This is a genomic window from Beijerinckia sp. 28-YEA-48, from assembly GCF_900104955.1.
Lineage (GTDB): Bacteria > Pseudomonadota > Alphaproteobacteria > Rhizobiales > Beijerinckiaceae > Terripilifer.
The window spans coordinates 5,675,420-5,696,550 of record NZ_FNSI01000001.1; the positions used below are offsets into that span (position 1 = coordinate 5,675,420).

Sequence of the window (21,131 nt, forward strand, 5' to 3'; positions counted from 1 at the left end):
TGTTTTTTACCGTTGCCTTTATCGGTCATGATGCCTGGGCCAAATGGCATTAAAGTCGTTCACCGCTTCATAGAAGCGGCGAAAGACTTCAGGCTTTCGTTCGAACGCGTTTTCTTTACGCGAACCGGTGCCCTTCGCTCGAAAAGGCTATGGAGCAAACCGCGTTTCGATAGAGCAGAAGCGCACGAGCGCTAAAGGACGATTGCCGTACTAGCTCTTTTCGTTGGCGCGCAATTGCTCCAGCGCTTTCAACGCCAAGGGATCGAGGCCGTCGCCACCTTGGTCCATATAGGCGTAGATGTCACGGCGCATGACTTTGTTCCAGTAGGCGTGGATGTGCTCGGCCGTGCCGGAAACGGCCTGATCCGCGGGCTGGGACTTGAAGAAGGTGGCGATCTGGTTGGCCATGCGCACCAGCGTCGTCTCGTTGTTCACCGCGTCGTTTCTCCTGTGACGATCGTGCCCGCATTACCAAAGACCATGGCGCCGTCCGAACGGGCGATGGCCACCAGCGTCATGCGATAGGCATTGGCGCGCTCGATGGCGAGCGAGGTCGGCGCTGAAATGGCGACCAGGGCCGAAGCGCCGAACACGGCGGTTTTTTCCACCAGTTCGAACGAGCAGCGGCTGGTGATGAGCACGAAACCGTTGGTCGGATCAGCCTTCGTGCGCAGCAGATGGCCGATCAGCTTATCGAGCGCGTTGTGGCGGCCGACATCCTCGCGGATAGCGCGGATCGTGCCGTCGTAGGCGCACCAGGCGGCGGCATGGACAGCCCCCGTCTCGACGTTCAAGGGCTGATGCCGGCGTAACTGGCTCAGCGCCGCCTCAATAGCGTCGGCGCGCAGCGCCGTGCCGGAAAAGGTCCGTTTGACCTGCGGTAGCGAGGCCAGATCGTCGATCCCGCAGATGCCGCAGCTGGTGAGCCCGGCGATCTTGCGGGCCCGCGCCAGATGGCGCTGCAGTTTGTCGGCGGCGAGCGAGACGATGAGCTTGACGCCGCGCTCATCCTCTTCAATGGCGATGGAGCGGATGTCGCTGGCGCTATCGATCATGCCTTCGGTGAAGCTGAAACCGACGGCGAAATCTTCAAGATCCTGCGGCGTCGCCATCATCACGGCGAAGGGCACCGGCGCATAGACGATGTTGATCGGTGTCTCGACCGGCACGTTGCGCGCGACCGCGTCGGAAATGCTGTCGGTATAATCGAACCGCTGTGCCAGGCTGCGGGTGAAGGCCGCGCGTGTTTTGTCGTTAGGTGTCTTGTCGTTACTCGGCGGCATGGCTCATGCTGCCTTCGATCATGCGCAGGAGATCGGCATTCTCGCGTTCTTCGTTCTGCCAATCGGAATAATGGTTGGTGCGTTGCACCTGCACCGCAGTCACCTTGTATTCCGGGCAATTGGTCGCCCAGTCGGAATAGTCGGTGGTGATGACGTTCACGCCGCTCTTGGCATGATGGAAAGTGGTGTAGACGACGCCCGGCTGCACGCGGTCCGTGATCGTGGCGCGTAGCGACACATCGCCAGAGCGGCTCTGCAGGGATACGAGATCGCCTTCACGGACGCCGCGCTCCTCCGCGTCGAAGGGATGGATCTCGAGTCTGTCCTCCGAATGCCAGACATTGTTGTGCGAGCGCGAGGTCTGCACGCCGACATTATATTGTGAGAGGATGCGACCGGTGGTCAGCAGCAGCGGGAAGCGCGGCCCGGTCTTTTCGTCGGTGGGGACATATTCCGTCACCATGAACTTGCCCTTGCCGCGCACGAAACGATCGATGTGCATGATCGGCGTGCCTTCCGGCGCATCCTTGTTGCAGGGCCATTGGATGGAACCGAGTTCGTCGATCCGCGGATAGGAAACGCCGGCGAAGGTTGGCGTCAGGCGTGCGATCTCGTCCATGATCTCGGAGGGATGATCATAGGTCATCTGATAGCCAAGAGCTTCGGCGAAGCGCAGGGTGATTTCCCAATCGGCGAGGCCCGACGGCGATGGCGTCACCTTGCGCACGCGGCTGATGCGCCGCTCCGCATTGGTGAAGGTACCGTCTTTTTCCAGGAAGGAGGAACCAGGGAAAAACACATGGGCGTATTTCGCAGTCTCGTTCAGGAACAGATCCTGAATGATCACGCATTCCATGCTGCGCAGGCCGGCCGTCACATGTTTCGTGTTCGGATCGGACTGGGCGATGTCTTCGCCTTGGATGTAGAGGCCCTTGAAACGGCCGCCGACCGCCTCATCCAGCATGTTGGGAATGCGCAGGCCCGGCTCCGCCGACAGCCCGACACCCCAGAAGCTCTCGAACATCTCGCGGGTGGCATCGTCGGAGACATGGCGATAGCCGGAGAATTCATGGGGGAATGAACCCATGTCGCAGGCGCCCTGCACATTGTTCTGGCCGCGCAGCGGATTCACGCCGACGCCATCGCGCCCGATATTGCCAGTCGCCATGGCGAGATTGGCCATGGCCATCACCGTGGTGGAACCCTGGCTGTGTTCGGTGACGCCAAGGCCGTAGAAAATCGCGCCATTGCCACCGGTGGCGTAGAGCCGTGCGGCGCCACGCACATCGGCCGCTGGCACACCGGTCTTGGCTTCTGTAGCTTCCGGCGAATTGATATCCTGAGCGATAAAGCGGGCCCAGATTTCGAAATCCTGCCATTCGCAGCGTTCGCGCACGTAGTCTTCTTTCACCAGGCCTTCGGTGACGATGACATGGGAGAGCGCGTTGAGCAGGGCGACATTGGTGCCGGGCATGACCGGCAGATGATAGGCGGCCTCGACGTGCGGCGTGCGCACCAGATCGGTGCGGCGCGGATCGGCGACGATGAGCTTGGCGCCCTGACGCAGCCGCTTCTTGAGGCGCGAGCCAAAGACCGGGTGACCATCGGTGGGATTGGCGCCGATGACGAGCACGACGTCGGCTTTCTCGACCGAGCGGAAATCCTGCGTGCCGGCGGAGGTGCCGAGCGTGGTCTTCAAACCATAGCCGGTTGGCGAATGACAGACGCGGGCGCAGGTGTCGACATTGTTATTGCCGAAGCCGGCGCGGATCAGCTTCTGCACCAGGAAGGTTTCCTCATTGGTGCAGCGTGAGGAGGTGATGCCGCCAATCGAATCGCGGCCATACTGGCCCTGGATGCGCTTGAACTCGGACGCCGCATGGGCGAAGGCTTCTTCCCAGCTCACCTCGCGCCAGGGATCGGTGATCTTGGCGCGGATCATCGGCTTGGTGATGCGGTCCTTGTGGGTGGCGTAGCCCCAGGCGAAGCGGCCCTTGACGCAGGAATGGCCGTCATTGGCCTTGCCGGCTTTGTCGGGCACCATGCGCACCACTTTGTCGCCCTGGGTTTCGGCGCGGAACGAGCAGCCGACACCGCAATAGGCGCAGGTGGTGATGGTCGCCTTGGTCGGCGTGCCCATTTCGATGACGGTCTTTTCATTGAGCGTCGCTGTCGGGCAGGCCTGCACGCAGGCGCCACAGGAGACGCATTCGGACGTCAGGAAATCAGCGGTGCCGGTCGATACCTTTGAAGCGAGGCCGCGCGCGTCGATGGTCAGCGCGAACGTGCCTTGCACCTCCTCGCAGGCGCGCACGCAGCGCGAGCAGACGATGCACTTCGAAGAGTCGAAGGTGAAATAGGGATTGCTCTCGTCCTTGGCGACGGTGCGATGCTTTTGGCCGTCCTGGCCATAACGCACATCGCGCAGGCCTACGACGCCGGCCATGTCCTGCAATTCGCAATCGCCATTGGCGGAACAGGTCAGGCAATCCAGCGGATGATCGGAGATATAGAGCTCCATGACGCCACGGCGCAAAGTGCTCAGGCGCGGCGTCTGCGTGTGCACGACCATGCCGTTTTCGGCCGGCGTCGTGCAGGAGGCCGGCGTCCCGCGCCGTCCCTCGATCTCGACGAGGCAGAGGCGGCAGGAGCCGAAGGCTTCGACCATGTCGGTGGCGCAGAGTTTGGGGATCTGCGTGCCGGCATGCATGGCGGCCGCCATCACCGATGTGCCAGCCGGCACGGTGATAGCAGCGCCATCGATGGTTAGCGTCACGGTGGTGGCGCTGGTGCTGGCCGGGGTTCCAAAATCAGGTTCGCGATCGAGGGGCATGATGTTTCTCGGCGATCTTTATTATTCGGCGGCGGCGCGTAGGGCGCCACGATGAAAGTCATCAGGAAAATGGGTGAGGGCGCTCATTACCGGCATTGGCGTTAACCCGCCAAGGGCGCAGAGCGAGCCGTCGGTCAGCACGGTGCACAGGTCTTTCACCAAAGCGATATTGGCTTCGACATTCTGCCCTTGCGTGATTTTGTCGATGGTCTCGACGCCGCGCGTCGAGCCGATGCGGCAGGGCGTACACTTGCCGCAGCTCTCGATGGCGCAGAAGTCGAAGGCGAAACGAGCCTGGTGGGCCATGTCGACCGTGTCGTCGAAAACGACGATGCCGCCGTGGCCGAGCAGGCCGGCCTTCGCCGCCATGGCTTCATAGTCGAGCGGCGTATCGAGCAGGCTCTCGGGGAAATAAGCGCCAAGGGGACCGCCGACCTGGACGGCGCGCAGCGGCCGGCCGCTGGCGGTGCCGCCGCCGATGTCCTCGATGAGGGTGCGCAAGGTCAGGCCGAAGGGCGCCTCGAACAGGCCGCCGCGTTTGACATTGCCGGCGATCTGGAACGGCAAGGTACCGCGCGAGCGGCCCATGCCATGCGCCGCATAGGCCATGCCGCCCTCAGCCAGAATGGTTGGCGCGGCGGCCAAGGTCAGCACGTTGTTGATGATCGTCGGGCAACCGAACAGGCCCTTGTGTGCCGGCAGCGGTGGCTTGGCGCGCACTTGGCCGCGCTTGCCTTCGATGCTTTCGAGCAGCGACGTTTCCTCGCCACAGACATAAGCCCCGGCGCCGACACGGATCTCGATATCGAAACGCGCGTTGAGCACATCGGCGCGTCGGGCGATAGCGACGGCTTCGCGCATGGTGGCGATCGCGTGCGGATATTCTGAGCGGATGTAGATGACGCCGCGTGTCGCGCCCGTGGCGAGGCCGGCGATGGCCATGCCTTCAATCAATAGGAAGGGATCGCCCTCCATCAGCATGCGATCGGCGAAGGTGCCGCTGTCGCCTTCGTCCGCATTGCAGACGATGAATTTCTGCGGTCCCTGGGCTTCCAGCACCGTGCGCCATTTGATGCCGGCGGGGAAGCCGGCGCCGCCACGTCCGCGCAGGCCAGAGGCCATGATTTCTTCGACGATGGCGGTCGGCGCCAGGGCGCGCGCCTTCTCCAGGCCGATCAAGCCGCCATGGGCGCGATAGTCATCGAGCGATAGCGGATCGATCACGCCGACGCGGGCGAAGGTGAGGCGTTGCTGGCGTTTGAAATAGTTGTGCTCTTCGACGGGGCCGATGCAGAGCGCATGGCTTTTGCCTTCGAGTAAGCCGGCATCGAGCAGGGAGGCTACGTCGGCTGCGCACACGGGGCCGTAGCCGATGCGCCCTTGCGATGTCTCGACCTCGACCAGCGGCTCGAGCCAGAGCAGGCCGCGCGAGCCGTTGCGGACGATGGTGATATCGAGGCCACGGGCTTTCGCTTCGCGGGCGATGGCGGCGGCGACATCGTCGGCGCCGACCGACAGAGCGGCGGCGTCGCGGGGAACGAAGAGGCGCACCGTGCTCATCGGGCCGCCTCCGCCACAAGCGCATCGAGCCGCGCTTCATCAAGACGGCCGACAAGGCGGTCGTCGAACAGCGCCGCCGGCGACAGAGCGCAATTGCCGAGGCAATAGACATTCTCCACCGTCAGCCCGCCATTGGCGGAGGTGTCGCCCGGGTTGAGGCGATGGTGGCGGCTGAGATGATCGGCCAGGGCTTCGACGCCCATCGATTGGCAGGCTTCGGCGCGGCAGAGTTTCAGCACATGTCGCCCGGCCGGGGCGTGGCGATAGTCATGATAGAAACTGGTGGTGCCGCGCACCTCAGCCTGGGAAATGTTCAGCACCTGGGCGATGATCGGCCAGCTCTGTTCGTCGACATAGCCGAAGGTCTCCTGCAGGCGATGCAGGATCGGCAGCAACGCGCCCGCCAGGCCGCAGGCCTCGCCGAAGAAGGCTCGAGCCTTCGTTTGTTCGTCGCGCGCGATCTCCTCCACGAGAGCCGCGTCGAAGGCCTGTGTCGTTCCCGAGGTCATTTCTATCACTCACTCTCGACCTGGATTTTCATGTTGCGGAGAGTATAGGCCGATTTTGTTTATTTTAGCACTAAAGAGCGTCTTGTCGAAAAGGCTGGTGCGGCGCTTGGGCGCGGTCATCGTGGGATGCTGCCTATTCAAGCCTTCGTGATTCCGCGGGGCGAACGTCAGCGATTTGCGAACGTCAGCGATTTGATGGTGACGGGCAGGGTGCCCGAGGGTAGGCGGATGCGGCCGAGATCGACATAGTCGAAATCGCGCAGGACGATGCCGTCGATCACCAGAATGTCGTTGGCGAGGCCGAGTTCGTCGCGCAGCAGGCCGCCGAGATTGAGGGCGACATCGCCCTCGCAGATCAGCCACAGGGGCCCGCCGGTGGCGATGCGGTCTGCCAGGCCTCGCGACAAGCCGCGCGCGAAAGCGGTGAGCCTCGGCCAGGAGGCATCACCGCGCCAGCGGAAGGCGAAGGCCCGTTCGGTCGCCGGATCGTCGTCGCCGAAGGCGCGGCGGTGATCGACAATGGCTTGGGCGAGGGCATCGGCGTCGATGGCGCCGGAGAAATCATAGGGCGGTTGCAGCACCGGCAGATTGCGGCGCGGCAGCAGCGTGGCGTGCGATGAGATGAAACTGGTGGCGCCGCTCATCTGCACGGTGAATTCTGAGGCGCCGAGCACGGTGGCGCCAATACATTCGCCTGATGGCAACAGCGGCCAGGGAATGGTGCCGTCCGCGCAGCGTCGGCGCAGCGCCCGGCCGAGCCGCCAGCCGAGATCGCCGAAATCGCGCTTTTCCCGATCGTAGACATATTCGGCGACGCCGCCGGAAAATTGGAGGCCGTCGATGTCCTGCAACGGCGGCAGCGGTGCGGTGAGCAGGCTGTCGCGGTCTGGCGTTGCCTCCGCTGCGAGCGCGCTGGCGATGGTGTCGGCGATGGTCTCGGCCAGGCTTTGCAGGTCGTCGCGTGTCGCTATGGCGCCGATCCGCAGATCGAGGCCAATGCGTGCGGCGAAGGCGCGGGCGTCATCGTCGAGCCTGACGATGCGATCCTCTCGATCGAGGGCAACAAGGCGGCCGCCGCCGCGCAGCGCCGCCGTGGCGTGCACGCGGCCGGCCTCGACCAGCGCCAGTTTGGTGGTGGCGCCACCGACATCGACATTGAGAAGTCGCGTGCCATCGCGGCGCGAGGTCTCAACCGCGCCCGAGCCATAGGCCGCAAGCGCCGCTTCCATATGGTGGCCGGCGACGGCGGCGATCAGCTCGCCGCTCTCCGCGCTCAACGTATCCAGAATGGTGCGCGCGTTGTCGCGCTGTGCGGCTGCGCCCGTCAGAATGATGGCGCCGGTCTCTATATCATCGGGGCTGAGGCCGGCGGCCGTATAGGCGCGGTCGATGGTGGCGTGCAGTCGCGCGGCGTCGATCATATTCGCATCTGTGAAGGGCGTTATCGCGATCGGCGAGCGATACAACGTCTCGCGGCTCTTGGCATTGCGGCGCATGGCCAATGGTTCGCCCGGCCCGCGCATCATCAGCCGCGAGAACACGACCTGGGTGCTGGAAGAGCCGATATCGATGCCGAGGCTGAGGAGCGGTACCAGTTCGAGAGCTGTCGAGCCTGGCTCCAGCGTTTCGTGGCCATCGTGGTCATGGTCGTGATCCTCACCCGGCCCATGCACATGGCCGGTGTCGGCGCCGAAACGGTGATCGGCTAAGGTGTGGGGCTTGCCCGGCTTGGGCCTTTCACCCGGTGACATGAGGGGCGCCTGTCTTTCTGACGGTCGGTGTCGTCATGCCTTGTCGTGGAAGAAATCATAGATCAGTTTGGCGGTCGCTGCATTGACGCCGGGCACCTTTTCAAGGTCCGAGAGCGCGGCGCTGCCCACGGCCTTGGCGGTGCCGAACGTCTGCAACAAAGCGCGTTTCCGGGCGGGGCCGATGCCGGCGATCTCGTCGAGCGGGCTGCGCACGAAGTCTTTCTTGCGACGGGCGCGATGGGTGCCGATGGCGAAGCGATGCGCCTCGTCGCGCAGGCGTTGGATGAAATAGAGCGCGGGATCGCGCGGCGGCAGTTTGAACGGTTCGCGGCCTTCGACGAAGAACGTCTCGCGGCCGGCGTTGCGGTCGGGCCCCTTGGCGATGGAGGCGAGTTCGACACCTTCGATGCCAAGTTCGGTCAGCACCTTGCGGGCTTCCTCGAACTGGCCTTTGCCGCCGTCGATGAGGATGAGGTCGGGACGCGAGGGAAAGGCGTCGCTCGGCTTGCTCTCAGCATCGGCTGATGTCTCTGTCTCGGCCTCCGTCGCGGATGCGGTTTCTTCCTTCTTCAGCCGCGAGAAACGGCGCATCAGCACTTCACGCATCATGCCGTAATCGTCGCCGGGCGTGATGTCAGTGCTCTTAATGTTGAAGGTGCGGTAATGGGCCTTCATGAAGCCGGTGCGGCCGGCGACAACCATGGCGCCGATGGCATTGGTGCCCATGATGTGGGAGTTGTCGTAGACCTCGACGCGCTGCAGGGGGCGCTTAAAGCCGAAGGCCTCGGCGAGCGCCGCCAAAAGCTTCTCCTGCGCCGCGGTGTCGGCGAGCTTGCGGCCGAGGGTTTCGCGAGCGTTCTGGGTGGCGTGCTCGACCAGTTCGCGGCGTTCGCCGCGCTGCGGCACAGCGACTTCCACCTTACGACCGGCGCGGGCACTCAGAGCGTCGGCGAGAATCTCGCGATTTTCAATCTCATGCGACAGCAGCACCAGGCGTGGCGCCGGCTTGTCGGCGTAGAACTGCGCCAAGAACGCGTCGAGCACTTCGCCTGATGTCAGGCTGCGGTCGGCGCGCGGGTAATAAGCGCGGTTGCCCCAGTTCTGGAAGGTGCGGAAGAAGAACACCTCGATGGCGAACTGGCCGGCTTCCTCGATGATGGCGAAAACGTCGGCCTCTTCCACCGTGCGTGGGTTGATGCCCTGGGTGCCCTGGATGGCCGAGAGCGCGGCGATCCTGTCGCGCAGCCGCGCGGCGGTTTCGAATTCAAGCGCCTCGGCGGCGGTGTTCATGTCCTGCGCCAAGCGCTCGCGCACGGCGCGGCTCTTGCCGGAGAGGAAGTCGCGCGCTTCGCCAACGAGCGCGGTGTAATTCTCGTGGCTGACTTCGCCGGTGCAGGGGCCGGCGCAACGCTTGATCTGCCAGAGCAGGCAGGGCCGCGTGCGGTTCTCGTAAAAGGAATCCGTGCAGGAGCGCAACAGAAAGGCGCGCTGCAAGGCGTTGAGCGTGCGATTGACCGCCTGAACATTGGCGAACGGGCCGAAATAATCACCCTTGCGGGCGCGGGCGCCGCGATGCTTGGTCAGTTGCGGCGAGACATGGTCGCCGGTCAGCACGATATAGGGAAAGGACTTGTCGTCGCGCAGCAGAACGTTGAAGCGCGGCTTCATTTGCTTGATGTAGTTGGCTTCAAGCAGCAGCGCCTCGGTTTCCGTCGCGGTCGAGACGAAAACCATGGAGGCGGCGAGCGCGATCATGCGCGCGATGCGGTTCGAGTGACCGGCCTCGCGCGCATAGGAGGCGATGCGGCGGCGGATGCTGCGCGCCTTGCCGACATAGAGCACTTCGCCATTGGCGGCGATCATGCGGTAGACGCCGGGGCCTAGCGGCGCATGTTTGAGATTGGCGCGGATAACCTCGACACCATGGCGGATCGAGCCCGGCTCCGGTGGCGTCTCGTCATCGGCCACCAGAACCGGACCAAAATCTTGCTCGAGATCTTGGTCAAGATCGCTTGGGCCCTCGCCATTCGCCGCGTCGGAAAAATCCGGCGCGTCGGGCGATTTCTCGTCCGTCGGCAAGGCGGTGTCCGCTTTGGCTGCGGCTGGGGATGGGGGCGTGCGGCTGATGACGCGGCTCATGGCGGAGATTTAGGCGCATTGGCGCCGGGTTGGAAGGCGTCTAGGCGCCTTTGCCCCTGTCAGCTTGTGGCAGGGTGCAAGAGTTTCCCCCTGATCAAGAGTTTTCCACCGATCACGGGGATTTGGCTCGTTTCGAGCCAGCTCTCCCTTTTCACATTCTGCCCTCAGCTAGACCGATCCGGCATTTCCCGGTACCACTCGGGTTAAGGCCGCGCGGTTCGCCGGAGCAGGCCAAGGCGTAACAGGTTCAGGTTTGGCATGATGAAGACGCGGCATTTGTGCGCGGCGTCGGTGCTGCTGGCGTTTTCGCCGTGGCTCGGCGGCTGTTCCGACACGGGAGGCGGCTTGATCGCCAGCGCGACGGACGCGCCCCGCACGTCGATCGCCCTGCGGCCGGGCGTGCGCCCGTCGAGCGTGACGGTGGCCTTTAAGTCCCTGGACGGGGCGCCGCCGGAGGTGACGAGCCGATTCGTGCCCCTCTTATCCACCGCTTTGGCCAGTCGCGACATTGTGACCGCCGATTCGGGAAGCGCCAATTTTATCGTTCAGGGGCACCTCAGCGCCTATCCGGCCGAGGGCGGCGTCGCCGTGGCCTGGGTCTGGGACGTGTTCGATCGGAAGCGGTTCCGCCGCCAGCGCATGGACGACGCCATTACGGTACGGGGATCGCCCGGTAACCCCTGGGGGGCGGTCGACGACCAGGTTTTGAATAGTATTGCCGGGCTAACGGCCGAGAATCTGGCTGGTTTCCTCACCAATTCACCGGAAGCGGTAGCCGCCACAGGGGCTGCCGCCGGGGCGGCGGTGGCGGAAGCAGCACGCCCCGCGGCCCTGCCGGCGCGGGCGCAGGGGTTCGCGCCCCTCGATTGATGTTGCCATAACGTCACGCCGCGCGATTAACGGTGGAAGATTTACCTCGTCCCGCCCATCGTGTTGTCGGCTCTGCCTCAGCTTGATAAGGAGCGGCGCACCAGATCACGTTTCTTTAGAGTTTAGAGCGGGGTTATGCGAAAACGGGGTCGTTTTCGCATCCTGCTCTAAGGCGCGGGGCCTTCAGGCATGGACGAAAAATTCAAAATCCTGGCAGGTAATTCAAACCGTGCCTTGACCGAAGCCATTGCCGCCTATCTCGGCATGCCGTTGGCCAAATGCCAGGTTCGGCGCTTTGCCGACATGGAGATTTTCGTCGAGATTCAGGAGAATGTGCGCGGTCTCGACGTATTCGTCATTCAGTCGACGGCGTTTCCGGCCAACGACCATCTGATGGAACTCCTGATCATAATGGATGCGCTGCGCCGCTCCTCGGCCCGCCGCATCACCGCCGTCGTCCCCTATTTCGGCTATGCCCGCCAGGACCGTAAGCCCGGCCCGCGCACGCCGATTTCCGCCAAACTGGTCTCCAACCTGATCACCCGCGCCGGTGCCGACCGGGTGTTGACCGTCGATCTCCATGCCGGCCAGATCCAGGGCTTTTTCGATATTCCGGTCGACAATCTGTTCAGCGCCCCGGTCATGGTGCGCGACATCAAGGAACGGCTCGACCTCAAGAACACCATGGTGATCTCGCCCGACGTCGGCGGCGTGGTGCGCGCCCGCGCGCTCGCCAAGCGTATCGATGCGCCGCTCGCCATCGTCGACAAGCGGCGTGAACGCGCCGGCGAATCCGAGGTGATGAACATCATCGGTGACGTCAGAGGCAAGAGCTGCATTCTGGTCGACGATATCGTCGATTCCGGCGGCACGCTGTGCAATGCCGCCGATGCGCTGATGGAGCAGGGCGCCCGCGAGGTCTATGCCTATATCACGCACGGCGTGCTGTCGGGCGGTGCCGTGGCGCGTATCTCCTCGTCGAGCATCAAGGAACTGGTGCTGACCGATACGATCGAGCCGACGGCGGCGGTGCGGGTGGCCAAGAACATCCGCGTCATTTCCATCGCCCAACTGATCGGCGAAGCGGTGCGGCGCACCGCCGAAGAGCGCAGCGTGTCGAGCCTGTTCGACTAGAGCAAATCACGTTTCGGTAGAAACGTGATTTGCTTAGATCCTCTTATTTGGACGCGTCTTCATGGCGTTCGACGATTCCGTCGAGCTGTGAAACGCTATGAACGCGCCGCGCTTAAAGGCTGCTCGTTTAAAACGTGTTGTCCTGCGTGACGCGGCGATAGAGCGTTGGCAGGATTTCGGCGAGATAGCCCATTTCTTCCACCGCATGCTGGTGCAGTCGGCGGGCCAGCTCTTCCGTCACATGCTGGCGGCGCAAGTCGCGCTGCTGTGGTTCGGTGAAAGCTGCTGTAGGATCGCGGCTGGCCATATAGCCGAGCCAGAAGCGACTGCGCATTTCACATCCGTAATCGGTGTCGCGGATGAAATGAGTCATGCGGCCGAAATTCACCGGATGTTCGAGATCGCCGATGATCGCGGTGATGGCGAACGCGCCCGACTGTTCGAAGCGCTTGGGATCGTAGAACTCCTTGGGGTCGCGGATGTTGATGCGTAGCTTGTAGAGCGGGCTGCCTTCGCCGGCGAGATATTCGTGCACCAGATGCGAACTGCCGATGTATTTGCCGTCGATGCGGTTCTCCCAATCGCTGAACACATGGTCGCGCGGATGCCAGAGCTTGTATTGGTCGATGCCGCCAAGCCAGGAGAACCACCAGTCGATCATCTTGGCGCGGCAACCCGGCATGCGGGTTAACGCGGCGACAAGCCAACGGTCGTCCTTGAGGGGCTTGTAACCTGACTCGAACGGCAGATAGCCGGGGTTCAGCAGGTCGTTGATGGTTTCGATTTCCATGCGGTTCTCCTTGCGATGGTTGCGGAGAGGCAGGGCCGTGTGAGCGGCGCGCGCGTCATTGGCGTCATCGTTCCCTCCGCGCCCCTCTGCGCCGCCAGGGGTGATGGGCGAGGCGGACACAGCGGACAAGGCAGGGACGCTGGAATGCGCTGCGGCGAACGCTTTCATGCGCTCAGCTGAAAAGCACATTGCTTTCGAGCGTTTCGTCATTAAGCTTTTGGGCTAGGTCTTGCCGTCACGGGGAGGGCACCATGGTCGGCGGACAGTCGGCGCGGATCGCCAGTACAGGGCATGCTTGGAACAGCATCATCAACGATGCCTTCGGTCAGGTGGCGTTGCGCACCCGCGAGGGCATGCCGTTTTTTGGCCGCTTCCGACATGTGCCGATCGCCGGCCTCGCGGTTGCCGAAGTGGCCAGTTCGAACGAAGAGGCGATCCGTACCCGCAGGCATATTGCCAGAGATGATGAGGAAGCCTTCGCCTTCGTCCTGTTGCGCGAGGGTGAACTGGAGATCGAACAATACGGCCGTAGCCTGCTGTTGCGGGCCGATTGCTTCACGCTTCTCGATCTCGGCGCGCCCTATCGTCTGGCGCATGGGCGGCGCACCGATCTGATGGCGCTGACGATCCCGGCCGGCTTCCTGCGTACCGCGATGGTGGCGCCGCAGCGCCGGGTTCTCGAAGTCTTTCCGGCCACCGGCGGCATTGGCCGGATTTCCGCCGACCTGCTGCATGCGCTGGCCGCCGAGGGCGCCGCTATTCCGGAAAAACTGGCCACGGCCTATGCCCAGCGGCTGACCGATATGTTCTGCATGCTGGCGGATCACCGAGCCGGCGAGAGCCGGGGAACGCTATCGGCAACCCAGGACCGACTTTACGACCGTTGCTGCGCCATCATCGACAATCGGCTGGCCGATGCCGATCTCGATCCGGCCCAGGTGGCGGCCGCCGCCGGTATTTCAGTCCGAGCCCTGCACCAGCTCTTCCAGAAGGCTGGCCAGAGCGTTGGCCTGCAGATCAAGCTGCGCCGGCTCGATCGCGGCCGTCGCATGTTGCTCGATCCAGCCAGAAAGTCCGAAACAATCAAGATGATAGCGCTGAGTTGCGGGTTCCGCAGCCAGCAACATTTCTCCACTTTGTTCGGGCAGACTTACGGTTGCTCGCCTGGCGCGGCCCGGCGCGGCGGATTACCGGCGGCGAACGGTTAGCATTGCCATTTCGGGGGCCGGAAAGTATATGTCCTCTATCCCCGTCATGGATGTGTGTATGTGAGGCTTAGCCTCGGCCGGGCCGGAAGCCCGGCGCAGCGCGCCCACGTCCTCGCCACGGCTTTCAGGAGATTACGATGAACAACGCCCCGCTGATGCCCAAAGCGACCGCGGTCTGGCTCGTGGAGAACACCTCGCTGTCCTTCGATCAGATTGCTGATTTCTGCAAATTGCATCCTCTCGAGGTCAAAGGCATTGCCGACGGTGAAGTGGCGGCGGGGATCAAGGGCCATGACCCGATCACCTCGGGTCAGCTGACCCGCGACGAAATCGCCCGTGGCGAGGCCAAGCCCGAATACAAGCTGGTTCTGGCGGCCTCGAAAGTGCGTCTGCCGGAGATCAAGCGCCGCGGTGGCCCGCGCTATACGCCGCTGTCGCGCCGTCAGGATCGCCCCAATGCCATTCTCTGGCTGCTGCGCAACCATCCGGAACTGAAGGATGCGCAGATCATGCGGCTGGTCGGCACGACCAAGACGACGCTGCAGGCCATTCGCGACCGCAGCCATTGGAACTCCGCCAATCTGTCGCCGCTCGATCCAGTGACGCTGGGCCTGTGCTCGCAGATCGATCTCGATTTCGAAGTGGCGCGCGCCAACAAGGACCGGCCGCCGCAGCCCGACAATGGCGCCACCCTTGTGCCGGCCGAGATCACCACCGCGCCGCGCGACCATGACGCCGAGCGTGCCTCGCCGACCAGCGAGGAAGACGTCTTCGGCGCCCGCCCGGCGCATAAGGAAGAAGTGGAAGACGACATCGACGTCGACTCCGTCTTTGCCAAACTCAAAGGCCTCAAGACCAAAGAATAAGTGCTGGGGCATTTCGCCGAATTGCCGAATGCCGATGGCGATGCCATCTTGACCGGTGCGGGGGCAATCCCGCACCGGCTTTAGTTTGATGATCGCCCGAGGGGAGGGCGTGGGAGAGGAACGATGGACGCCAAAACGGCGCTGAAACCTTGGCTCGCGCATTATCCGGCCGGTGTGCCGACGGAAATCGATGCCACGCCGCTTGGTACACTGGTCGATGTTTTTCGCGACAGCGTCGCCAAATATGGCAGCCGCCCGGCGCTTGAGAGCTTTGGCAAACGCCTCAACTATACTCAATTTGGCGAACTGGCTGACGCGCTCGGCTCCGGCCTGCAGCGCATGGGGTTGAAGAAGGGCGATCGCGTTGCGATCATGATGCCCAATGTGATGGCCTATGCGCCGATCCTCTTTGGGATTCTGGCCGGCGGCTTCACCGTGGTCAACGTCAATCCGCTCTATACGCCGCGTGAAGTGACCCATCAGCTCAACGATGCCGGTGTGCGTATCCTCTTCGTGCTGGAGAATTTCTGCCACACGATTGAGGAGGCGCTGCCCGATCTGACGACGGTGGAGCGCGCGATCATCGTCTCGCCCGGCGATCTGCTTGGCCTGAAGGGCGCCATTATCAATTTCGTTTCGCGCTATGTGAAGAAAGGCGTGCCGCGCTATTCGCTGGCCGCGACACTGCGCTTCGGCCGCTTCCTCGCTTTCGGCCGCGAGAAACCGATCGAGAAGGTCGATCTGTCGATCGATGACGTGGCCTTCCTGCAATATACCGGCGGCACCACTGGCGTCGCGAAAGGCGCGACCCTGCTTCATCGCAATATCGTGGCCAATGTGCTGCAATGCGAGGCGTGGACGCGGCCGTTCATCGGCGACACAGCGCATTATTCGGTGGTAACGGCCTTGCCGCTCTACCACATCCTGTCGTTGACCGGTTGTTGCGTGTTCACCTGTCGCATCGGCGGTCTGCAGATCCTCGTCGCCAATCCGCGCGATGTCTCCGGGCTGGTCAAAACACTGCAGACCTCGAAGCCAAACGAATTGGTGTTGGTCAACACGCTCTACAACGCGCTGGCGCTGCATAACGACATTTCCAAAGTCGATTTCTCCAACCTGCGCGTCTGCATCGCTGGCGGCATGGCGACACAAGCGCCGGTGGCGCAGCGCTGGAAAGAGGTGTCGGGCAAGCCGATCGTCGAAGGCTACGGCCTTTCCGAAACCTCGCCGGTGGTGTGCCTCAACCGTCTCGATATCGAGGAGTTCACGGGATCGATTGGTTATCCAGTGCCATCGACCGATGTGTCCATCCGCTCGCCCGATGGTGAGCTGATGCCGATCGGCGAGGCGGGTGAGCTCTGCGTCAAGGGTCCTCAGGTGATGGCGGGCTATTGGGAGCGGCCCGACGAAACCGAGAAAGTCATGACGCCGGACGGTTATCTGCGCACCGGCGACGTCGCTGTCCTGGACGCGCAAGGCATGGTCAAGATCGTTGATCGGATGAAGGACATGATCGTCATGTCCGGCCTGAAAGTGTTCCCCAACGAAGTCGAGGAAGTGCTCGCCAGCCATCCGAAAGTGCTGGAAGCGGCGGTGATCGGCGTGCCTGATCCGCATTCCGGTGAGGCGGTAACGGCCTTCGTTGTGCCAAAGGATCCGTCGTTGACGCATGCGGAATTGCGGGCTTTCGCGCGCGAGAAGCTGACCGCCTATAAAGTGCCGAAGAACATCGAGTTCCGCGAGACGCTGCCGAAGACCAATGTCGGCAAGATTCTGCGGCGCGAATTGCGCGACGAGATATTGGGCAAGCCGAAGGTGGCGTGATTACCTCAAGGGTAGTGGCCCGTTTTTCGAACAACGCTTAACCAATGGCGGGTAGCGGCCGCCGTTGCGCGGCCGATCGGCCCTCGTCGCGAGGATGTCCAGGATGCTCTACGCTGAAGACCTTCATGAAGGGCAGACATTTCAGTTCGGCACTTACATTCTCTCCGAGGCCGAAATCCTGAACTTCGCCCGTCAATATGATCCCGTGTCGATTCACGCCGATCCTGTTGCCGCTGCCGCCGGGCCGTTCAGCGGGTTGATTGCCAGTGGCTTCAATACGGTCGCGATCTATCAGCGGCTCGTGGTCGAGGCTGTCTGGAACAAGGTCGCGGGTCTGGTCGGGCGCGGCTGCGACGTTCGCTTCGCACGGCCGGTCCGTCCCGGCGCTGCTCTGACCGGCCATGCGCGCGTTCAGAGCGTGACGCTGAGGCCTGAAAAGCAGAACGCGGTCGTGGTTCTCAAGAGCGAACTCATCGATGACGCCCGCGAGCCGGTCCTGATCATCACATTGGATGCGCTCGTGCGCATGCGGCCTGTTTGATGAATGGCAAACCGCGTTTCCTGAAAGCGCGGTTTGAGGCTGATGCAGGCGGCTCTGGATTGCGTCGCTTGCTCTGCGAGCGAAGCAATCCAATTTCCCACTTTGACAGAACTTACTTCAGGCGTTGGCGATATATTCGCGCATCGCCCGATGTTCGGATTCGATTTCCTCGACCCGCCATTTCACCGCATCGCCGATGGAGACGAGGCCACATAGTCGTCCGCCTTCAACGATGGGCATGTGGCGGAAACGGCCGGCGGTCATCTGTTCTGTGAGATGATCGATGCTGGTCTCGCGCGTCGCCGTAACGACCTTCGGCGTCATGTGCCGGCTCACGGCGTCGTTCAAGGCTTCGGCGCCGCTGCGTGCGAGAACGCGCACCACATCGCGCTCGGAGATGATGCCCATCAAGGCGCCATCAGCACTTGTGATGACGACAGCACCGATGCCTTTGTCGGCGAGGATATGCGCGATCTCATGCAAGGTGCGGTGCGGCTGCGCGGTGATCACGTCGCTGCCCTTGGATTTGAGAATGTTCGAAACTTTCATTTCGCTCCTCCTTCGATCGATCAGGGCCGGGCCAGTCTCGAGCACTCTAGCGCTGGTGGCCTCAGTCTCGATCAATTCTGCACCTGAGAAGAGAGTTCCTTTAGAGCCTTGCTGGAGCCTCGCCAGAATTCTTCTCTTGGCGTGATCTTGAGCGATGGCGAAAGCAAGTCAAGGGTAAGTCAGAGGCCGTGATCATACATCTTCACAGTATAAGTACGGATGTGATCTCTCGCGCATTTGGCGTGCTATTTTAGAATTCTTCTAAACTATTGATTTTAAAAGAAATTCTGTTGACCCTCGGAGCTGTCTGAGTAAGTTCGCGCGGTTTGGTTTTCGCCCGTTTTTTGCGGGCTTGAGGAGAGACACATGTCCATCGGCAAACATTCCATGCTGGCAGCGATGATCGCGGCGGTTGCACCGGCGGTTTTTGCCAGCGCTGCGAGCGCCCAAGGCGAAGTGAATGTCTACAGCTATCGCGAAGCGAAACTGATCGCGCCGCTGTTTGAAGGTTTCACCAAGGCCACCGGTATTAAGGTCAATGTGATCTCGGCCAGCTCGGGTCTTGAGCAGCGTATCGTCTCGGAAGGCGCTAACAGCCCGGCCGACATGCTGCTGACCGTCGACATCGGTCGCGTGCAGGATGCGCTCAATGCCGGCATCGTGCAGCCTTTCAAGTCGGAGATTCTCGAGAAGGTGGTGCCGGCGGAATATCGCGATCCGGCGGGCAATTGGTACGCCATGTCGATGCGTGCCCGTGTGGTCTATGCCTCGAAGGAGCGGGTCAAGCAGGATGCGATTACCTATGAGGATCTCGCCGACCCGAAGTGGAAGGGTAAGATCTGCATTCGCTCTGGCCAGAATATGTATAATACCGCGCTGTTCGCGGCGGTCATGGCGCATCACGGTGCCGAAAAGGCGGAAGCCTGGTTGAACGGCGTGAAGGCCAATCTGGCGCAGAAGCCGAGCGGCGGCGACCGCGAAGTGGCGCGCGACATCGCGGCGGGCAAATGCGACATCGGCCTCGGCAACACCTATTACTGGGCGCTGATGCTCAATCGCGAAGCTGATCGCAAGCCCTGGGCCGATGCGACCAAGGTGATCCTGCCGACCTTTGCGGGTGCCGGCACCCATGTGAACGTTTCGGCGGCGATGATGATCAAGACTGCGCCGAACCGCGCCAATGCGGTGAAGCTGGCCGAATGGCTGGTCAGCGAAGATGCGCAGCACATCTATGCGGATATCAATTTTGAATATCCGATCCGCGCTGGCGTTAAGCTCAATCCGACCATTGCCGATTATGGCACGCTGAAGCCCGATGCCATGCCGCTCGTCAAGATCATGGAGTTCCGCAAGCCGGTCTCAGCTCTTGTCGATAAGGTCGGTTTCGACAATTAAGGCGCATGTTGGAACGCACGCCAGTCTCTGAGACTTTGGCGGGCGCGGGTGTTGTCGGTGAAACCGGCGCATCCGCGCCGTTGCCGTTGCGCGCCGGCTTCAAGGAGCGGGTGAAGGCGTTGCATCCGCTGGCGGTGGTGATCGCCATTGTCGTGGCGCTCTTCGCCCTCGCGCCGATCGCGGGACTGCTACATCGCGCGCTCTCCGGCCAGGCCGAGGTCTGGTCGCATCTGATCGCCTATGTGCTGCCGCATGCCTTATGGGAAACCACGCTGCTCCTCCTCGGGCTCGCCATCGTTTGCGGTACCGTTGGGGTTGGCACGGCGTGGCTGATCGCTTCCTATCGTTTTCCCGGGAGCCGCGTTCTGGCCTGGATGCTGGCGCTGCCCTTAGCCTTTCCCACCTATATCGTCGCCTATGTGTATGTTGAAGTGCTGGGGCCGTTCGGGCCGGCGCAGATGGCGCTGCGCGGGGTGACAGGCTGGCGCTCGGCCGCCGACTATTGGTTTCCCGAAGTGCGCTCGCTGGGCGGGGCGATCTTCGTGCTTGGCTTCGTTCTGTTTCCCTATGTCTATCTGACGGCGCTCGTCATGTTCCGGGCGCAGAATTTCGCTTTGGCCGAGAGTGCGCGCGTGTTTGGCGCCAGCACCTGGCGGGTGTTGCGCGATATCGTTTTGCCGATGGCCCGTCCCGCGGTCGCGGCGGGTCTCGCGCTGGTGCTGCTTGAAGCGCTCAACGATATCGGCGCGGCCGAATATCTTGGCGTGCAGACGCTGACTTTGTCGGTCTTTACCACCTGGCTCAATCGTGGCGACCTCGCCGGCGCTGCGCAGATCGCCTGCGTGCTTCTGTCGGTGATCGCCATTTTCATTTGGCTGGAACGCTATGGCCGCCGCTTGAGCAGCTTTGTCGGCCATAACGCCAGCACGCACGGAACGCGCCGGCCGGTCCTGCGGGGATGGCGGGCCTTCGGGGCTGTCCTCGCCTGCGCTCTGCCGGTGGTTTTGGGCTTTCTGGTGCCGTTCGGCTATCTGGCGCAGGAGGCCTTCGTGCGCGCCAGCCGTGACGGCATCGATCCGACACTGCCGGCGCATCTGCTGTCGACTTTCACCTATGCCACGGCCGCCGTGGCGCTGACCCTGGCGCTCGGTTTCGGCACGGCCCTGTCGGCGCGGCTCATCGGGCGCCGCTGGGCGCGGCTGTGCGCCTCGATCGCCGGGCTCGGCTACGCGGTGCCGGGCACGGTGCTGGCGCTCGGGCTGCTGACGCCCTTTGCCCTGATCGACGGGGCCATCAACGCCGTCGCCCACAGCCTGTCGGGATCAACGGTCGGGCTGGTGGTCGCCGGCTCCGGTGGCGCCATGGTCATTGCCTTCTCGCTGCGCTTCCTGGCGGTGGCGACCGGCGTCGCTGATGCGGGGCTGGCTCGTATTCCAGGCGATTTCGACGGCGCGGCGCGGGTGGCAGGCGCCGGCCCGCTGACGTTGATGCGCACCATTCACCTGCCGCTGCTGCGGCCGGCGCTGGCGGCCGCAGCCCTCTTGGTCTTCGTCGACAGCCTGAAGGAATTGTCGATGGCCCTGCTGCTGCGGCCGATGAATGTCGAGACCCTGTCCACCTATGTCTATCAGTTCGCTGTACGCGGGGTGTTCGAGGATGCGGCCCTGGCCGCCCTGCTGATCGTGGCGCTCGGCATCCTGCCCGCCGTCCGCACGGTGATGGTGACGCCGGCCTCGCGCGCCTAAAACGTCGCAGTGCCCGGCTAAAGCCGTCGTTGTCCGATTTTCGCCCGGATCAGCCCGCAAAAAGCCTGCCGTAAAAAGCGTCATAAAAATCGCCGTCCCAGGTTTTGGGCTGGGATGGCTTGCTTTATGGTCGC

The 21,131-nt window shown here is 62.8% G+C and carries 17 protein-coding genes; 8 read left to right on the forward strand and 9 right to left on the reverse strand.

The annotated features are described in order from the left end of the window. Positions 1-210: 210 nt before the first annotated feature. The 7 genes from BLW50_RS26650 to uvrC all read right to left on the reverse strand — a co-directional run bounded on the left by BLW50_RS26650 (position 211) and on the right by uvrC (position 10,075). On the reverse strand, positions 211-435 hold the full coding sequence (locus BLW50_RS26650; RefSeq protein ID WP_244544410.1) for a formate dehydrogenase subunit delta: 225 nt from the start codon (positions 433-435) through the stop codon (positions 211-213). Further along, complete coding sequence (gene fdhD / locus BLW50_RS26655; protein ID WP_090707988.1) at positions 432-1,283, reverse strand: formate dehydrogenase accessory sulfurtransferase FdhD; 852 nt, start codon at positions 1,281-1,283, stop codon at positions 432-434. Before fdhD ends, BLW50_RS26650 begins: the two co-directional genes overlap by 4 nt. After that, positions 1,270-4,116 carry a formate dehydrogenase subunit alpha gene (fdhF, locus tag BLW50_RS26660; protein WP_090707991.1) on the reverse strand — a complete coding sequence of 949 codons (2,847 nt, stop codon included), beginning with the start codon at positions 4,114-4,116 and terminating at the stop codon, positions 1,270-1,272. Before fdhF ends, fdhD begins: the two co-directional genes overlap by 14 nt. 21 nt (positions 4,117-4,137) lie before the next feature. Beyond that, on the reverse strand, positions 4,138-5,676 hold the full coding sequence (locus BLW50_RS26665; RefSeq protein WP_090707993.1) for a formate dehydrogenase beta subunit: 1,539 nt from the start codon (positions 5,674-5,676) through the stop codon (positions 4,138-4,140). After that, positions 5,673-6,185, reverse strand: a complete 513-nt coding sequence (locus BLW50_RS26670; RefSeq protein ID WP_090707995.1) for an NAD(P)H-dependent oxidoreductase subunit E — start codon at positions 6,183-6,185, stop codon at positions 5,673-5,675. The genes BLW50_RS26665 and BLW50_RS26670 overlap by 4 nt, the downstream gene beginning before the upstream one ends. A gap of 167 nt (positions 6,186-6,352) precedes the next feature. Next, positions 6,353-7,936, reverse strand: coding sequence for an ethanolamine ammonia-lyase reactivating factor EutA (locus BLW50_RS26675; protein WP_210186135.1), 1,584 nt, complete (start codon positions 7,934-7,936; stop codon positions 6,353-6,355). 33 nt (positions 7,937-7,969) lie between these two features. Then, positions 7,970-10,075 (reverse strand): excinuclease ABC subunit UvrC, encoded by a 2,106-nt coding sequence (gene uvrC, locus BLW50_RS26680; protein WP_090707998.1) that lies wholly within the window; start codon positions 10,073-10,075, stop codon positions 7,970-7,972. Positions 10,076-10,333: 258 nt separating this feature from the next. Here uvrC and BLW50_RS26685 point away from each other — a divergent pair, with 258 nt between their 5' ends. After that, positions 10,334-10,945 (forward strand): hypothetical protein, encoded by a 612-nt coding sequence (locus BLW50_RS26685; RefSeq protein ID WP_090708000.1) that lies wholly within the window; start codon positions 10,334-10,336, stop codon positions 10,943-10,945. Between the two features lie 189 nt (positions 10,946-11,134). Next, the gene (locus tag BLW50_RS26690; protein WP_090708003.1) at positions 11,135-12,079 is read left to right on the forward strand and encodes a ribose-phosphate pyrophosphokinase; all 945 of its coding nucleotides are present in this window, start codon (positions 11,135-11,137) and stop codon (positions 12,077-12,079) included. Between the two features lie 127 nt (positions 12,080-12,206). Here the strand turns inward: BLW50_RS26690 and BLW50_RS26695 are convergent, their stop codons facing one another. Continuing rightward, complete coding sequence (locus BLW50_RS26695; RefSeq protein WP_139267758.1) at positions 12,207-12,869, reverse strand: DAPG hydrolase family protein; 663 nt, start codon at positions 12,867-12,869, stop codon at positions 12,207-12,209. A gap of 251 nt (positions 12,870-13,120) precedes the next feature. Between BLW50_RS26695 and BLW50_RS26700 the strand changes: the two genes are divergently transcribed. The 4 genes from BLW50_RS26700 to BLW50_RS26715 all read left to right on the forward strand — a co-directional run bounded on the left by BLW50_RS26700 (position 13,121) and on the right by BLW50_RS26715 (position 17,308). Further along, positions 13,121-14,077, forward strand: coding sequence for an AraC-like ligand-binding domain-containing protein (locus tag BLW50_RS26700; RefSeq protein WP_090708007.1), 957 nt, complete (start codon positions 13,121-13,123; stop codon positions 14,075-14,077). Between the two features lie 137 nt (positions 14,078-14,214). Continuing rightward, the gene (locus tag BLW50_RS26705; protein WP_090708010.1) at positions 14,215-14,943 is read left to right on the forward strand and encodes a DUF1013 domain-containing protein; all 729 of its coding nucleotides are present in this window, start codon (positions 14,215-14,217) and stop codon (positions 14,941-14,943) included. A 123-nt stretch (positions 14,944-15,066) separates the two neighbouring features. Then, positions 15,067-16,767: an AMP-binding protein gene (locus tag BLW50_RS26710; RefSeq protein WP_090708013.1), complete on the forward strand. Its 1,701-nt coding sequence runs from the start codon at positions 15,067-15,069 to the stop codon at positions 16,765-16,767. Positions 16,768-16,870: 103 nt separating this feature from the next. Continuing rightward, complete coding sequence (locus BLW50_RS26715) at positions 16,871-17,308, forward strand: MaoC/PaaZ C-terminal domain-containing protein (RefSeq protein ID WP_090708016.1); 438 nt, start codon at positions 16,871-16,873, stop codon at positions 17,306-17,308. Between the two features lie 117 nt (positions 17,309-17,425). Here BLW50_RS26715 and BLW50_RS26720 read toward each other — a convergent pair whose 3' ends face one another. Next, positions 17,426-17,857, reverse strand: a complete 432-nt coding sequence (locus tag BLW50_RS26720) for a CBS domain-containing protein (RefSeq protein ID WP_090708018.1) — start codon at positions 17,855-17,857, stop codon at positions 17,426-17,428. Positions 17,858-18,256: 399 nt separating this feature from the next. On the opposite strand from BLW50_RS26720, the gene BLW50_RS26725 reads away from it, so the two are divergent. Continuing rightward, positions 18,257-19,252, forward strand: a complete 996-nt coding sequence (locus BLW50_RS26725) for an extracellular solute-binding protein (RefSeq protein WP_244544498.1) — start codon at positions 18,257-18,259, stop codon at positions 19,250-19,252. A 5-nt stretch (positions 19,253-19,257) separates the two neighbouring features. Then, positions 19,258-20,997 carry an ABC transporter permease gene (locus BLW50_RS26730; RefSeq protein WP_090708023.1) on the forward strand — a complete coding sequence of 580 codons (1,740 nt, stop codon included), beginning with the start codon at positions 19,258-19,260 and terminating at the stop codon, positions 20,995-20,997. Positions 20,998-21,131 lie beyond the last annotated feature (134 nt).

Coding starts and splice junctions, on each gene's coding strand:
- fdhD (WP_090707988.1), bottom strand. CDS start 1,283: ATGCCGCCGAGTAACGACAAGACACCTAACGACAAAACACGCGCGGCC.
- fdhF (WP_090707991.1), bottom strand. CDS start 4,116: ATGCCCCTCGATCGCGAACCTGATTTTGGAACCCCGGCCAGCACCAGC.
- BLW50_RS26665 (WP_090707993.1), bottom strand. CDS start 5,676: ATGAGCACGGTGCGCCTCTTCGTTCCCCGCGACGCCGCCGCTCTGTCG.
- BLW50_RS26670 (WP_090707995.1), bottom strand. CDS start 6,185: ATGACCTCGGGAACGACACAGGCCTTCGACGCGGCTCTCGTGGAGGAG.
- BLW50_RS26675 (WP_210186135.1), bottom strand. CDS start 7,936: ATGTCACCGGGTGAAAGGCCCAAGCCGGGCAAGCCCCACACCTTAGCC.
- uvrC (WP_090707998.1), bottom strand. CDS start 10,075: ATGAGCCGCGTCATCAGCCGCACGCCCCCATCCCCAGCCGCAGCCAAA.
- BLW50_RS26685 (WP_090708000.1), top strand. CDS start 10,334: ATGATGAAGACGCGGCATTTGTGCGCGGCGTCGGTGCTGCTGGCGTTT.
- BLW50_RS26690 (WP_090708003.1), top strand. CDS start 11,135: ATGGACGAAAAATTCAAAATCCTGGCAGGTAATTCAAACCGTGCCTTG.
- BLW50_RS26695 (WP_139267758.1), bottom strand. CDS start 12,869: ATGGAAATCGAAACCATCAACGACCTGCTGAACCCCGGCTATCTGCCG.
- BLW50_RS26700 (WP_090708007.1), top strand. CDS start 13,121: ATGGTCGGCGGACAGTCGGCGCGGATCGCCAGTACAGGGCATGCTTGG.
- BLW50_RS26705 (WP_090708010.1), top strand. CDS start 14,215: ATGAACAACGCCCCGCTGATGCCCAAAGCGACCGCGGTCTGGCTCGTG.
- BLW50_RS26710 (WP_090708013.1), top strand. CDS start 15,067: ATGGACGCCAAAACGGCGCTGAAACCTTGGCTCGCGCATTATCCGGCC.
- BLW50_RS26715 (WP_090708016.1), top strand. CDS start 16,871: ATGCTCTACGCTGAAGACCTTCATGAAGGGCAGACATTTCAGTTCGGC.
- BLW50_RS26720 (WP_090708018.1), bottom strand. CDS start 17,857: ATGAAAGTTTCGAACATTCTCAAATCCAAGGGCAGCGACGTGATCACC.
- BLW50_RS26725 (WP_244544498.1), top strand. CDS start 18,257: ATGATCGCGGCGGTTGCACCGGCGGTTTTTGCCAGCGCTGCGAGCGCC.
- BLW50_RS26730 (WP_090708023.1), top strand. CDS start 19,258: ATGTTGGAACGCACGCCAGTCTCTGAGACTTTGGCGGGCGCGGGTGTT.